The organism is Gimesia panareensis (genome assembly GCF_007748155.1).
GTDB classification, from domain to species: domain Bacteria; phylum Planctomycetota; class Planctomycetia; order Planctomycetales; family Planctomycetaceae; genus Gimesia; species Gimesia panareensis.
The window spans coordinates 6648288-6663073 of record NZ_CP037421.1; the positions used below are offsets into that span (position 1 = coordinate 6648288).

9 protein-coding genes are annotated in these 14786 nt (G+C 55.1%); 5 read left to right on the plus strand and 4 right to left on the minus strand.

What is annotated here, in order from left to right:
* Positions 1 to 21: 21 nt before the first annotated feature.
* Entirely contained in the window at positions 22 to 1539 is a 1518-nt protein-coding gene (locus tag Enr10x_RS24910) for an FAD-dependent oxidoreductase (RefSeq protein WP_197997352.1), read from the minus strand.
* 264 nt (positions 1540 to 1803) lie between these two features.
* Here Enr10x_RS24910 and Enr10x_RS24915 point away from each other — a divergent pair, with 264 nt between their 5' ends.
* From Enr10x_RS24915 to Enr10x_RS24935, 5 genes are all read left to right on the plus strand, one after another.
* On the plus strand, positions 1804 to 4182 hold the full coding sequence (locus Enr10x_RS24915) for a PSD1 and planctomycete cytochrome C domain-containing protein (protein ID WP_145114025.1): 2379 nt from the start codon (positions 1804 to 1806) through the stop codon (positions 4180 to 4182).
* 56 nt (positions 4183 to 4238) lie between these two features.
* The gene (locus Enr10x_RS24920; RefSeq protein ID WP_145451720.1) at positions 4239 to 5597 is read left to right on the plus strand and encodes a DUF1501 domain-containing protein; all 1359 of its coding nucleotides are present in this window, start codon (positions 4239 to 4241) and stop codon (positions 5595 to 5597) included.
* Between the two features lie 94 nt (positions 5598 to 5691).
* Positions 5692 to 7071, plus strand: a complete 1380-nt coding sequence (locus tag Enr10x_RS24925) for a sulfatase family protein (protein WP_197997353.1) — start codon at positions 5692 to 5694, stop codon at positions 7069 to 7071.
* Between the two features lie 79 nt (positions 7072 to 7150).
* Positions 7151 to 7789, plus strand: a complete 639-nt coding sequence (locus Enr10x_RS24930; RefSeq protein WP_145451722.1) for a DUF502 domain-containing protein — start codon at positions 7151 to 7153, stop codon at positions 7787 to 7789.
* 97 nt (positions 7790 to 7886) lie between these two features.
* On the plus strand, positions 7887 to 8786 hold the full coding sequence (locus Enr10x_RS24935) for a metallophosphoesterase family protein (protein WP_145451723.1): 900 nt from the start codon (positions 7887 to 7889) through the stop codon (positions 8784 to 8786).
* Between the two features lie 10 nt (positions 8787 to 8796).
* Here Enr10x_RS24935 and Enr10x_RS24940 read toward each other — a convergent pair whose 3' ends face one another.
* From Enr10x_RS24940 to Enr10x_RS24950, 3 genes are all read right to left on the minus strand, one after another.
* Complete coding sequence (locus Enr10x_RS24940) at positions 8797 to 10125, minus strand: Trx7/PDZ domain-containing (seleno)protein (protein WP_145451724.1); 1329 nt, start codon at positions 10123 to 10125, stop codon at positions 8797 to 8799.
* A gap of 61 nt (positions 10126 to 10186) precedes the next feature.
* Entirely contained in the window at positions 10187 to 12508 is a 2322-nt protein-coding gene (locus Enr10x_RS24945) for an alkaline phosphatase D family protein (protein ID WP_145451725.1), read from the minus strand.
* Between the two features lie 161 nt (positions 12509 to 12669).
* Positions 12670 to 14778 (minus strand): alpha/beta hydrolase family protein, encoded by a 2109-nt coding sequence (locus Enr10x_RS24950; RefSeq protein WP_145451726.1) that lies wholly within the window; start codon positions 14776 to 14778, stop codon positions 12670 to 12672.
* Between the last annotated feature and the right edge of the window lie 8 nt (positions 14779 to 14786).

Here is a 14786-nt window from a genome sequence, read left to right on the forward strand (position 1 = left end):
CAGGCATACGGGAAGCGACGGTCACTGATTTATGCTTTTTCCCAATGCTTCCCCCACCAGGCGACCGCTGGTGAGTGCCCAGGCGATATGTAGTCCGTGTCCCCAGAGCACTTGGCCCCCCAGACCATTGCAGCCAATCGCGTACAGGCCGGGAATCGGATCGCCGCTTTCATCCAGCGCCTGCAGTCCCTGGTTGATCGCCACGCCCCCTTCCGTCGTGGTGAAGTACGCTTTCGCCGGTCCCAGCAGCACCCAGCGATTTCCCGCCAGCGGTTTTGAATCCCCGGTTCGTCCAAACGGATCTGCCTGCTGGCCTGATGCGTACACGTTAAACTGGGCGACGGTTTCCTGTAAGTGAGTGGGATTCAACTGGCGTTGTGCCGCGAGTACCTCCAGTGAATTTGCGGCTGCACTCACATCGGGGCGCAACTTCAGATAATCTTCCACATAGGCATACGCAATTTTCGGTGCGGTCGAAATAAAATGCGGCCATTGGCTGTAGTGACCCGCGATCCGTTCGTCTAATAGAATGTAAGCCGCTTTGTCAGTCTGTTCGGAAATCGCGATCTCCCGCTCGGGAGAGACGGTCTCATTACAGAATCGCCGGCCTGCGGAATTGATTAGAATCGCCCCATCATCAAACAGCGAGTTTTCGGGGTGCTGCCAGGTCAACAGCAGTCGTTTAATCCTCCAGTTGATCAGAAACTGAGGCAGATAAGGGACCAGCCGTCCCATCAGTTGCGCCAGCAAACCACTGGTCGGCAGCAGTTGTTCAAACGGATCACCGGGGGGCGGCACAAAACGCAGTTCCGGGCCATAGGTGATGTCCATGTTCAACAGCTGCGCACCGGTCTGTTCTGCCAGCAGGTGACCGTCACCGCACGCTTTGGGATTCACTCCTTCAATCGAACGGAACCGGTCTCCCTTAAACCGCACGATAATCTCCGGCGCATTCGCATAGTCACCCGCCGCCAGGACGACTCCCCGTTGCGCCCGGATCGTTTGCCGTTCGCCCTGAATTTCCGCGACGACTCCCGTCACCCGTCCTGCTTCTCTGATCAGTTCGACTACCGGAGCGTCACAGACAATCGTTCCCTTCTGCTTGAGAATCTGCGCCTGGAAGGCTGCGATGTACGCTTTCGCATTGGGGACGATGTTGTGCATTCGTGGGACACGGTTGGGGGGCTCGGGATTTGGCCCGTGAAAATGCAGCCCCATGCCGCGGAGCCACTCCAGGGTCTCTGCAGTCTCTCCCAGAAAAAATCGTCGCAGATCAGAATGATTGTGTGCTTCGATTTCAGGTGCCGCGAACAGGCCGGCGTCGGTTTCGTGATCATCGGGATTGTCGTTGATCCCCGCGGCACGTTGCATGCTCGTTCCATTCCCGGTAAACGAACCAATGGCCATACCCGTGGTCCCACCGAGTTGGGGCTGCTTCTCCAGCACGAGTACCCGGGCCCCGAATTCCAGTGCCCGCGCCGCGGCTGCCAGTCCGCTACCGCCCCCACCCACAATGATCACGTCATATTCATGCTGCACGGTGTACACTCTCTGCTGATTCTCAAGATTCATATTTCACAGTACTTTAGACGACCATCGTAGCAGAACCACCAGTCACATCAATCAGACTGACTGTAACGATCAGTTATCCTACCTGGGTTTTTGTGAGCACGACGCTCCAGCACGCCGAATCATAGTTAAGGTTGTTGACTTAAACGCATCAACAAAGTATGATCTAAGCTTGTTCACTAAATCTTGCCTGAACGCGTACGACTACTCCCACCTGATAAGAATTTGTCGGCCATGCGTAAGTTGCTCACCCTGGTATCTGCCGTCTGCTGGATTTTTGTGGTCGCTTTCTACCCTGCGACTCCTGCCTGGAGTGCGAATAAACCTTCCAGTCGGATGAATCCCAAAGAGCGGGCTTTCTTTGAGAACAAGATTCGGCCCGTTCTGGTCAAAAAATGTTATTCCTGCCATTCCTCGAAATCAGAAGAACTGGGCGGAAAACTGCGAATGGATTCCCGTGACGGTATGCGGGTCGGGGGCGAATCAGGTCCCGCGTTTGTCGAAGGGCGCCCGAATGAGAGTCTGTTGATTCAGGCACTCCGCTACGACGGTCTCGAAATGCCCCCTGATGAACCACTGTCTGAGGCAGTGATTCAGGACTTCATCCAATGGGTTAAAATGGGGGTACCGGATCCCCGCATCGACCACCCACTGATCGCGAAAAAACCGGACGTGGAATCTGCGGCCGCCAACCCGGAGCTCTGGTCCTTTCAATCGATCACGAACCCGGCACCACCGGCAGTGAATCAGCCGAACTGGTGTTTTGATCCTCTGGACCGGTTCGTACTCGCGCGGATCGAACAGGCAAAACTGAAACCTGCTCATGATGCCTCCCCCGTGCATCTGGTCCGTCGTCTCTATTTTGATCTGATCGGCCTCCCACCGACAGCAGAACAGGTCGAAGCCTTCCTGAATGATTACGAGCAGCATCAGCAGCAGGCGGTTATTCGTCTGGTTGACGAACTGCTCGCTTCGCCCCACTTCGGCGAACGCTGGGGACGGCACTGGCTCGATGTAGCCCGCTATGGTGAATCCAACGGCAATGACGGTCTGGGACGTAATCCGACCTTCCCCCATGCCTGGCGCTATCGGGACTATGTCGTCCAGGCTTTGAACGATGACGTTCCCTATGATCGCTTTCTGACAGAACAGATCGCCGGCGACCTGCTGACGGCTAAGACGCCTGCTGAACGGGATCGGCTCTTGATCGCGACCGGCTTTCTGGCCATCGGTGCCAAACCAGCCAAGGCGATGAACGTCAACTTTGATATGGACGTTGTGAATGATCAGATCAACGTCATAGGTACCGGCGTGATGGGGCTCAGCGTCGCCTGTGCCCGCTGTCATGATCACAAGCACGATCCGATCCCTACCAGCGACTATTACGCACTGGCGGGAATTTTTCTCAGTACGGAAACCATGTGGGGCTATGCTGCCAATCAGCCCTTAACCGCACCCGAAACACCCCTGCATGTCCTGAAGGCGAAAGGCCACTATGTGGCACCACCCGACAGTGGTGCAAAGCCGAACGTTGATGAGCGAACACTCTCCCGGAAAAAGAAACCGCAAAAAGTCTATCCGGCTGGCACACCCCTGGCGATGGGCGTCCGTGAAAAGAAAAAAATTGTCGACTGTAAAGTCAATATCAAAGGGGAATCGAAGAAACTGGGCCCTAAAGTCCCCCGCGGGTTCCTCTCAGCATGTCAAATGGAACAGACACCTGAGCTGACCGACAAATCCAGCGGTCGCCTGCAACTGGCACAGTGGCTCACTTCAGCCGATCATCCTCAGACCTCACGTGTGATGGTCAACCGCATCTGGTTGCATCTGTTTGGTCAGGCACTGGTTCGCACTCCTGATGATTTTGGTGTCTATGGCGAACGCCCCACGCACCCGCAGCTTCTCGATCATCTGGCCATCCGCTTCCGTACGGAAGGCTGGTCGATCAAACAGCTGATCCGCGAGATCGTGCTCAGCCATACCTATCAGCTCAGCAGTTTCTGTGACGAACAGATTCTGGACACTGATCCGGAGAATCGCCTCCTCTGTCGGCACAATCGTCGACGCCTGGATGCGGAATCACTCCGTGACAGCATCCTGGCTGTCAGTGGACAACTCAATCGGGAACCCGGACTGGGGTCTGCGATTGCGAATGTGGATGAGCTGGTAAATAAAGCTGGCAATCTGCATCTGCCCCATAATCATCGCAGCATCTACCTCTGTATGCTGCGTCATTCGGAACCGCCGGAGCTTTCTGCCTTTGACCTGCCCGATTCGACGAAACCGGTGGGCAAGCGAAATGAAACCACATTGCCGACACAGAGCCTGTTTCTGCTCAACAGCCCGTTTCTGGTGGAACAGGCAGACTCGTTTGCCAAAGACGTGCTCGCAGATCCTGAGCTGAATGATACCGACCGGGTGCACCTGGTTTATCGGCGGGCCTTGAATCGCTCACCGGAATCATCTGAATTGCAGCGGGCTCTGAAGTTACTTGAAGACGTCGACCAGGCTCTGGAGTCAGAGATTTCACAAGCGGATCTGCGGCGTGTCGCAGTCTGGGCCACTCTCTGTCAGGCGCTGCTCAACACGAACGAATTCCGCTACGTTGACTGATTACTGAGAAGATAAAATACACATCGAGAGAAGAATACGACACAAGGAATCCTGCCATGCTCGGAATCTCGCGCCGCGAAATGTTACAATCCGCCTCCTGCGGTTTTGGCTATCTGGCCATGTCCGCACTCTGCGGGCAGAATTCCTTCGCTGCCAGTAACTCGACCGCCGCCAGTCTCAACGCCCGGCCTCCCCAGTTGCCGGCCCGGGCCAAACGGGTCATCTTTCTCTGTATGAGTGGCGGTCCAGCGCAGCTCGACACATTCGATTACAAACCGCAGACCGGTAAGAAAAAGCATGCCGGCTCGGTTTTTAAATTCAAACAACGCGGTGAAAGCGGTCTCTGGATTTCAGAGCTCCTGCCGGAAACTGCGAAACACGCCGATAAACTCTGTGTGCTCAATGGGATGTATGCGGATATTACGAATCACGCACAGTCATTCCTGCAACTGCATACCGGTGACCGGTTGCGTCCCCGCCCCAGTCTGGGATCCTGGGTTGTCTACGGACTGGGAACCGAGAATCAGAATATCCCCGGTTTCATTAGCCTGCATCCCCGCAAACCATCAGTATATTCGAGTGCCTTTCTGCCTCCCGTGTATGAGGGGACGCCGATTGGCCTGAATACTTCGAACATGTCAAAAGCGACGATCCATAACATCGCCAGCGATCACCTCCCTGTGAATGTCAAACGCCGGCAGCTCGATTTCGTACAGGCGATGAACCGCGAACACGCCACCCGCCGCCCCGATGATTCCCGTCTGGATGCAGTGATCCAGTCTATGGAACTGGGCTTCCGGATGCAGGTCGCAGCTCCCGAACTGCTCGATCTCAGTACCGAGACGAAATCCACACTGGAACGGTACCGCGTTGGTCAGGGCCAGGTGGTAGGCGCCTGTGGGAATTCGGACTTCGGTCGTCAATGTCTGCTGGCCCGGCGCTTTGCCGAGGCTGGCGTCCGCTTTATCGAAGTCAACCACGGCAGCTGGGATCAGCATAAAAACCACCGGGCCGATCTGACAGCGAACTGTGAATCAACGGATGCTCCGATTGCCGCGTTACTGGAAGATCTGGAACAGCGTGGCCTGCTGGAAGAAACCCTGGTCGTCTGGGGGGGCGAATTTGGTCGCCCCGGCCTGGTACCGGCAGACAAAAAAGACGGGACCGGACATAACGCACGCGGCTTTACCTTCTGGATGGCAGGTGGAGGCATCAAGCGGGGGCTCGCTTACGGGAAAACCGATCCGACCGGAGCCCGGGCCATCGAAGGCAAAATACATTTCCGCGATCTGCACGCAACCATTCTGCATCAGTTAGGCCTGCAGCACGATAAGCTCACCTTCAAACAGGGCGAACGGGAATTCCGTCTGACCGGTACCGAAGGGGGCAAGGTCGTGCAGGACATTATTGCCTGAGCCCGGCTTTTCTATACAATGGTGAGTGGTTCGTACAGGGATGGTTCCCGTCCCTGTTTCGCTGATTAACACAACTCACATTGGTAAGAAGAAGATGTTTCAACACCTCCTGCGCTGGCACCTCATCTGCTTTCTGTTTCTGATTTCTTTACTGGCAAATCTCTCTGCGGCGAATCTCTCCGCGGCGGAGCGGCCAAATTTTCTGATCATTTTTACTGACGATCAGGGCATACACGATGTCGGCTGTTATGGCAGTGAGATTCCCACGCCGAACATCGATCAGCTCGCGAAAGAGGGACTGCTCTTCCGGCAATACTATTCCGCCTCCGCGATTTGCACTCCTTCCCGTTTTGGGCTGCTGACAGGCCGCAATCCGAGTCGTTCTCAGGATCAGCTCCTGGGGGCTCTGATGTTTATGAGCCAGGTTGATCAGAATCGGGGGATTCAGCCGGGGGAAACCACGATCGCGGAAGTTCTGCAGCGGAATGGATACCAGACGGCCCTGCTCGGCAAATGGCATCTGGGACATGGTACAGAGTCTTTCCTGCCGGTCTCTCATGGGTTTGACTTGTTCCGCGGCCATACCGGCGGTTGTATCGATTACTTCACGATGACTTACGGAAACATTCCCGACTGGTACCACAACCGCCAGCATGTGACCGAGAACGGTTACGCTACGGACCTGATTACCGAAGAAGCAGAACATTTTCTGAAAGACCAGCGGTCGGCAGAGAAGCCATTCTTTCTGTTCCTGGCTTACAACGCACCGCATTTTGGCAAAGGCTGGTCCCCCAAAGATCAGGAGCCTGTGAACATCATGCAGGCGCGGGGGGCTGATCTGAAACGCGTTTCCTTCATCAAAGACAAGGTCCGCCGTGAGTTCGCCGCCATGACCGTGGCCCTCGATGATGGGATCGGTCGCGTGATGTCGACACTTAAGAATAACGGACTGGATAAAAATACGCTGGTGATCTTCATGACCGATCACGGCGGCGATTACGTCTATGGCGGCAGCAATCAACCATTCAGGGGGGGCAAAGCCACTCTGTTTGAAGGGGGCATCCGGGTTCCCTGTCTCATGCGCTGGCCCGGCAAGATCAAAGCCGGATCCGAAACCAGTGAAGTCACCTGGGCACTCGATCTCTTTCCCACGATCTGCCAGTTTGCGGATGCGGATACCAGCGACCTGACCCTGGATGGTCGCGATCTATCAAGTCTGATCACGAAACAAAAGCCGGTCGGCCCCCGGGAATTCTACTGGCAACTGGGTCCCCATAAAGAACTGGATCGGGGCCGCTGGACCGCGGTTCGGCAGGGGGACTGGAAATATCTCGAGGACGCCCGGGGGGCAGAATTTCTGTTCGACCTCAAAGCGGATCCCTATGAAAAAGAGAACCTGATCAACACACAGCCGGAAAAATATCAGGCACTCCAGCAACGTCGGGATGCACTTGCCAAAACGCTCTCACCATAGACGCAACCCCGCGAGTAGACTATTAAACATTCCACAGTCTGATTTACACCGCTGAATCTGCAGAGACGAGATCCTTTTCATGGAACAGCATGTCACCCACGTTAAAAAAAGTTTTGGCTTTCTGAAAACCACCGCCATTGGGGGACTGATCTTTCTGTTGCCCCTGATCGTCATCGGAATACTGGTGGGGGAGATTGCTCCTATTGTCCTGGCGGTCGCCAAGGTACTGTCCAATTCCAGTTACATCGACACCAGCGACAAGGCTGGCGTCGCACTCTTGTTTGCATTGTCGATTGCGATCGTCGTGCTGATGTGTTTCTTAGCGGGGATGATTGCCCGCTGGTCCATCGGGAGACGACTCTCCAGGTTCATGGAAAAGAATCTGATTATCCTCTTTCCCCGTTATGCCATCTACCGGGAACAGCTCAAAGGGAGTATCGGAGGCGAACATAACAAGCCGGAATTAATCCCGGTTCTGGTCCGCTTTGACGACGTCACCCGCATTGCTTTTGAAGCCGAACGTACGGAAGGTTCACTGGTCTCCATCTTCCTGCCAGGTTCACCCGATCCCTGGTCCGGGAATGTGATTTTCATGACGCCGGACCGGGTTGAGCGACTCAACATTCCCTTTTCAGAAGCATTGGGGATCTGTGAGCGGATGGGGCGGGAAACTCTGCATTTTCTGGAACAACATCAGAAACCAGTCACACAAAATTAATTCAGGTAACGGTTTCGTCTGGTCTGGAGGTCGAGTAAGATAAAATTCTACCGATCAATTCCTGCCTTTAAACTCGATCTATCAGGGAGTATTTCCCATGCCCGTGCATCTGCCCGCCCAGAACCGTCGTCAGTTCCTGTTTACGCTCGGAGCCGGTTTCCTCACCTGTTCTGCTGGTGCCTTTGCCAAAGACGCACAGCAGTCAGACATCATCTACCTGCTCAACGACACTCATATCGGCGAAAAGCATCCGGAAAATTCTCCCGTACCCAGTCACCTCCGCAAAGTCGTGAGCGAACTGGTGAGCCTCGAACAGAAACCGGCCTGCGTCCTCATCAACGGTGACCTGGCACTGCGGGATGGTCAGCCCGGTGACTATCGCCATTTTGCAAAACTGATTCGGCCCCTGCGGGAAGCGAAAATCGACACACACCTGACTCTGGGTAATCATGACGAACGGGATGTGTTTTACACTGTCATGCAGGAAGAACAACCGGAAACGCCGCCGGTCAAATCGAAGCATATCTCCGTCGTACAGACCCAATACGCGAACTTCTTCCTGCTCGATTCGCTGCACAAAACGATGGTCACGCAGGGAACCCTGGGGGCAGAACAGCGATCCTGGCTGGCGAACGCACTCGATGCCCACGCCGATCAGCCGGCCATCATCATGACGCACCATAACCCCCGACTGGGAGGCGATCCCAATCACTTCCCGGGTGGCTTAACCGATTCGGTCGAACTCTGGGAAATCCTGGCACCTCGCAAGCAGGTCAAGGCTTACATTCACGGACACATTCACGATCGTGGTAATGCCGAGCACAAAGGAATTCATATCATCAACACCCCGGCGACTTCCTATGTTGCGAATCCCAAACAGTCTACAACCGGGTGGACTGTCGCGAAACTGAGCCCTGAAGGAATCACCCTCACGACGCGGACTTCCGACGATCAACACCCCTGGAATCACCAGAGCAAAACACTCACCTGGCGTTAAGTAGAGGTTTTCACTTCTGACGGGGCAGACTCAGCTCAAGCTGTTTCCCGCCCCGGAAGACAGTGACACTCACCGTCTCTCCTGGTTGATGGGCATTGATCCCATAGGCCAGTAGATCAGTCTCGCGGGCCAGATTGGTTTGACCGTCAAAGCCAGTGATGATATCACCCACCTGGAATCCCCTTTTCCTGGCGGTGCCATGCAGACCATATTTGCCCAGTCCCCGAATCCGCAGTGCCATCGGCGCCTTTGCAGGCAGTCCCGCTACGGTTCTCTCTTCAGGCGTCGTTTCCTCCAGCACCGCACCACCAAGTACCATCCGCCGCATGGGCCAGCTGCTCACCCGCCACGATAAATCATCGGCCCGCTTCCAGCCGGTCGGTAACGTGAGCGTCAGCTGCTGTTTTTTGCCGTTGCGATCAATCTGCGCAGTCAACTGGTCCTGGCTCTCTGCCCGGTGCAGGACCCATTGGATATCAGCAATCGACAACAATGGTTGACCAGCCAGTGTCAGTAACTCATCACCACCTTGAAATCCCGCTTTCGCGGCGATGGAATCCGGTTTGACTTCCTTGACGGTAGCCTTCTCAGTGGGATCCAGAATCAGTCCCAGGATTTTCGGATGCGGGTACTGGAACAGAATCCGCTCGGGCAGTGTTTTATTCTGACTTAAATAGAAATCCCGCTGGGCGTCTCCCACCTGGTGGCAGTGGATACAGCTTTTGACGACTTCTTTTTTCTGATTGATCTGAGAACGGTAGCGCCCCTCCAGCAGCGGATAATGCTCTGGCGAAGGTACGTCAGGCTTCGGTCCCTGTTTGGCAGTCAGGGAATCTTTGACCTGGTCATAATTCGCATGCAGATCAAGTGCCCCCTGCATCGCTTTAGCCAGACCTGCAATCGATACATCTTCAGACCAGAGTGTGTGATGCGAGCGAGTGCCGAACCGGCCGTAAATCGTACGGTCGGCGTTCAACAGAAACACGGCAAACGACTGATCGTAGTCGTATTGAAACAGTGACAGGTCCAGACCGTTGGTAGAGATCTGCCGCACCCGCACAAACTGATCCATCAGCGGCTTCAACTGCGGGTCCTTCTCCATCAGCTCTTCATCCAGTTTGACGCACTCCTCACAGGGGATGCAGCGCAGGACAACCAGCATGGGTTGCTTTGTCTGCCGCGCCTTTTCGAATCCCCGCTCCAGATCGTTATAGATCCAGTATCCGGAGGCTTCGACTTTCTCCCGGTCCCGACGCACTTTTTCCTCGCGCGTCTGGGCCTCTAGAAGCGAACTGAAAGTCAACACACAAAGTACACAGACGCAAACGTTCCTCAACATGGTACTGTCTCCATAAACCGGCGGGTGGGAGTATGTTAGATGTATTGACGATAAATGTCTCTCAGCTGATGAGTCTGGTTTCACCTCCGTTTTCTTTCTGGTGAAGCGTAACGGGCCAGCCGGGAAATTCGTTAGAGGCTTTCCCGTCGGTCGCATCCACCAGGAAGCGATAGGAATGGATCTCGTAGGTTTTTGCTTTGGGGTCTATCAACACCAGCCCGAAACCGCTCCCTTTCTGGTGTGCCAGGTCGTAGCGGTTTTTCTCTGAGGCTGGTTCCGGATTCCCAACCGCATAGACATACACCTTGTTGCCGAATCCGTCGATGTATTCTCCCGTGTTGGGGAGATCGTGTTTCGGGCGGTTCTCGTGCTCCATCCCGACTTCATCTGGACGCCACCAGCGGGGGTAGCCGGCTGAGATTGCAGGCGTACAGAACGACCAGCAGCCGTCGCGCTGCTCATCGGCGCCATATTGAGAGAGCGTTGTCAGGTGTTGATCCCCATTGATGTGTAATGGCATCCCTTTACGGATAATCTTTACAGCTCGATTACGGGCGGTTTGAGGCCAACTGCCACTGTCCAGATCGGCTTTGAGGTAGCCATTATAACCACCATGGTGGGTCGCAACCCCGGCAAACACGGTCTGGCTCAACAGGACTTTGAGCTTGTGTCCCCGCCAGTCATCGCACCAGTGCTCCAGGAATTTTTCCTGACGATCGCCCAGCAGTTCGAGACCCGGTTTATCCAGTTTCGATGTATCAAAGTTGGCATCGGTGACATGGTCGGCTCGGCCGCTGCCGGAATCCACGTGTTCGGGGCCGCTCTTGAACTGGCGGTCTCCCAGAATGGCGAAGCCGACGTCCCCATACACCATATCGCCGTAGTAAACGCTGATGCCCTGCAAACAGGGAGTCGGATCATAATAATCGGGATGATGTCCGGCACAGGTCTTGTGAACCACGTTAACCATCCGTGCCGGTTCGCGATAACCACCGTTAGAAGATGTCGTTCCCTCTTTCATCTTCATGCCCCCTTCGCCCCAGATGTTCCCCTGGAACACATCGTGGTCGTCGGGAATGCAGACCGTGGGCCGGTCCCGCATCGCTTCTCCGAAGGCCATGCCGTGCATGTAGAATTTGCGCAGGTAGTTCAGGATCGCAGGTTCAGCGGGATCACGGATCAGACCGAAACCGCCATGATCTTCGTATAACTGGTCACCGGAAAAGTACAGCAGATCGGGATCGACTTTGAGCAGATTGTTTGCCACCGGTTCATAGGGAAAGCCGTAATCCTTCTGACAGGTCAACGCTCCCAGCTTGAGCGGACGTCCGGACGGATTGGAGCGAATAATACCGGTCCGTTCAGCAACCGTTTCGGAACCGTCTGTATGCTGTTCTTTATAAACCAGTTTGAATGGCGTGGCTTCTTTTTCATTCCAGTTGGCAATTCGGAAGGTGGCCGTCCACGCATCGGTATCCAGCGGCGCTGTTCCCAGGGACTTCCAGCTACCGTCCTGTTGAATCAGCAGCTCGACATCTTTGTTGTCCTTCTCACCCAGCGGTCCGGTCAGGGCGCTGATCTTCATCACGAAACCCTCGTCCCCGCGGGAGTCGCTCAACGTATACATGGACCAGAGGATCGGTCCAAATTTGTGTTCGGGGCTGACCGTGAAGGCATCTCCGGAAACCGACCAGTCGCTGAAGCGATAGCGGGCGCCAATCATCCGTTTGAAGCGGGGATCGAAATTGCTGACCACCGCCACATTTCCCAGCACAGCCTGCAGCGGGAATGTATGCGAAATCGTATCCAGTGGCTTATCCGATTCGGAACCGCTGACCATCAGTGTCAGCGAATACTTTTCACCTTCGGGTTTACCGACCACGGTCAAGACGCAGTCTTTCAGATTGACCGGCTGCTTGAGTTTCTGTTCCTTATTCCCCAGGATCAGTTTGCCATTCAGGATACCGGCTTTGATCCCGCTCTTCGCAAAACAGTTGCTGCGGTATTCGTTAATATCACTTTTCACACCGATACGAAAACCGACGCCGCCATCCTGCTGTTTGACCTCGACCTGACTGGCGTGGACAGACATGGTGAACGGTGCTTTGGGATTTGTCAGCTGGTACGTCAGCAGTTGAATATTGCGACTGCCGCCGGTCGACATACACTCTGCGGCTCCGTCCACAATCCGCCAGTCTTCCATTGGATTGGCCCAGAACTCTTCTCCCAGCCAGACCCGGTCATGTGTTTTTTTCCAGCGGCCGATCACGGGGGCGTCGCTGCCTGTCTCTGCTGCGGCCAAATTCTTTGATTTTTTCAGACCAAAAAAAGTGGTACCCAGGGCAAACAGTTTCAGCGCCATGCGTCGGGTCAATGATTGCATTTAGAGTCTCCTGTCGAGCACAAATCGCCGTTTCAGCCGGCGGGGATGATATGACGTAAATAAAGTCCAGAACTGTCATTATTAAGGGCGCAGCGGGCTTTGTCCAGCGTGGTTCACAGAAGAACGCGCTGTTTAAACTTGTTTAGAAATACCTGTTCAGTTCAGGGCTTGCGCGTTGCCAGACCCGCTTTGACATCAGCCGGGTGTGAGACCTGCACACGGTCTTTCCCAGTCAGAGTGATCAGGTTCGGCAGGTCATAAACTTTGAGCGAACCGTGGACGGTATTAATCAGTTGATTCTGCGTTTCCGGAGTCTTGACGACTTCACCCCAGGACGGAATCATTTCGCTCAGCTTGACCTCGGAAAACAGATCGGGTTCCAGGGCGGCTGCATGCAGCGCCGGGATCGCGGTCTCTCCAATCGCAACCAACTCCACCTTCTGTGGCTTGCCTTTTGACTGATATTCCGACAGGAACCGGGTGGCGACCAGGATGTCTTCCGCCCGCAGTTTGACCATCGATTCACCCAGCAGGTACGCCACCGCCCATTCATGATAGTTGGGGCCCAACAGGCCATGCGACCAGCCGATCTTGCGGTTGTTCTTCCGTGAAGTCTCTCCGATCGCACGAATGTCCACCGCCAGCACCGTCTCGCCCTGTTTGACCCGTTTTTCAATCGCTCCCCCAGGTGCAGCGTCCACCTGCTTGCCTTCTCCATGCAGATAGAGAGTCCGTTTACCGGAGGGGGTTTCCGGCTCAAACAGCAGCGCCGGCAGAGGCACCCCGTGATCGGGTGTCAGGATCAGCTTGGTGATCTTGTAACCCGGTCGCTCAATGGAGCCGACTACTTTGGATTCCGGACGGGGAATTGCTGCCAGACGTTTAATGCCACTCACTTCACGCACCTGATCCCGTAGAGTGCCGAGGTCGCCGCTGCTCCAGAGTTCAGCCCGCTCTTTCGCCAGTTGCTGATTCAGACTATCGTTGATTTCAAACAGCGAACGTTCGCCGGCATCGAGCAGGATCTGCCCCGACTGAGAGCATTGCAGTTCTTCGTCGGTAAACACGGGCAGATCCCCTTCGAAGATCGCATTTTCCTTATGCATTAACCAGCGGTTCATCCAGCGGGCTGAACCTTCCCGCAGCTTGATAGTGAATCCGTGTGGGGCGTCGGCTTCGATGATATCCACCCGCTCCGCATAGCCCATGCGTGTATAGAATCGTTTGGCTTCGCGGAACAGTTCCCAGGTACCGTCGATCTTGAAAGTCGAGTCATGTGTGCCGGCGCAGATCAGTGTCGGCTTGGGAGCCCGCATCAAAGTGTAGTCAGCGATATCCATGCCATAAGCCAGCTGGCCGAAGATATTCTGCTCGCCGTCCTGGGGACCGTTGAAGTCGATCAGATAACGATACATGGTCGAATAACAGACCGGCGCTGCCGCCTGCACCCGTTCGTCCAGGGCCATGATGTAACTCGTCAGTGTTCCTCCCCCCGAGTTCCCCGTGCAGCCGATGCGGCTGCCATCGATTTCCGGGCGACTGATCAGATAATCAATACTCCGCATGCCGTCCCAGATCCGATAGCGGGCGGAGTTGCTGCCCAGGGGAATCGCACTTACCGTCATCAACGTATGCTCTGCCGTGCAGTAGTACTGCACCTGCGGATGAGGCGGACGATAGCGACTCCCTCCTTTAAAGAATTCATTCGGCTGATCCGAAAGAACCTGATACCGTTCTCCCTGCCCGATTGGATCGTAACAGAGCGCTGCCATCCCGTTTTTTGCCAGCAGCATGCAGGCCCGCTGGTAGCCGTCGGCTGCTTTTCCATTGTGACTGTGACCGCAGGGAACCAGCACGCCCGGATAGGGGGGCGGCGTGGTGGGCAGATACAGGTTGGCAGTCACATGATGCCCGGGCCAGCTTTCGTAAATCACATTCTCAACCCGAAATCCGTCTCCCTTCAGCTTTCCGATCACGCGGGGATTCAGCGGCGTCCGTTCGGGAAATCCGCCGATCTGTGTCCGGAAAAAGTCTTTCATCCGCTTCTGGTACGCTTCACAGTCCTCTGCTGTTTTAATGTTTTCGTAGACCTCTTTTCGTTTCGCGAACGCTTCATGCGCTCGTTTTTGCAAAGCCTGATACACCAGACCAGACTCGGACGCCTCGTCTGTTGGTGGCGGCAGGACGGTCAGGTCTTCAGCGGCATGCACAAGCAGTGCAGCATGCAGCGTGGCAGTAAAAGCGAACAGTGACAGCAGGCATTTCATCATGGAAACCT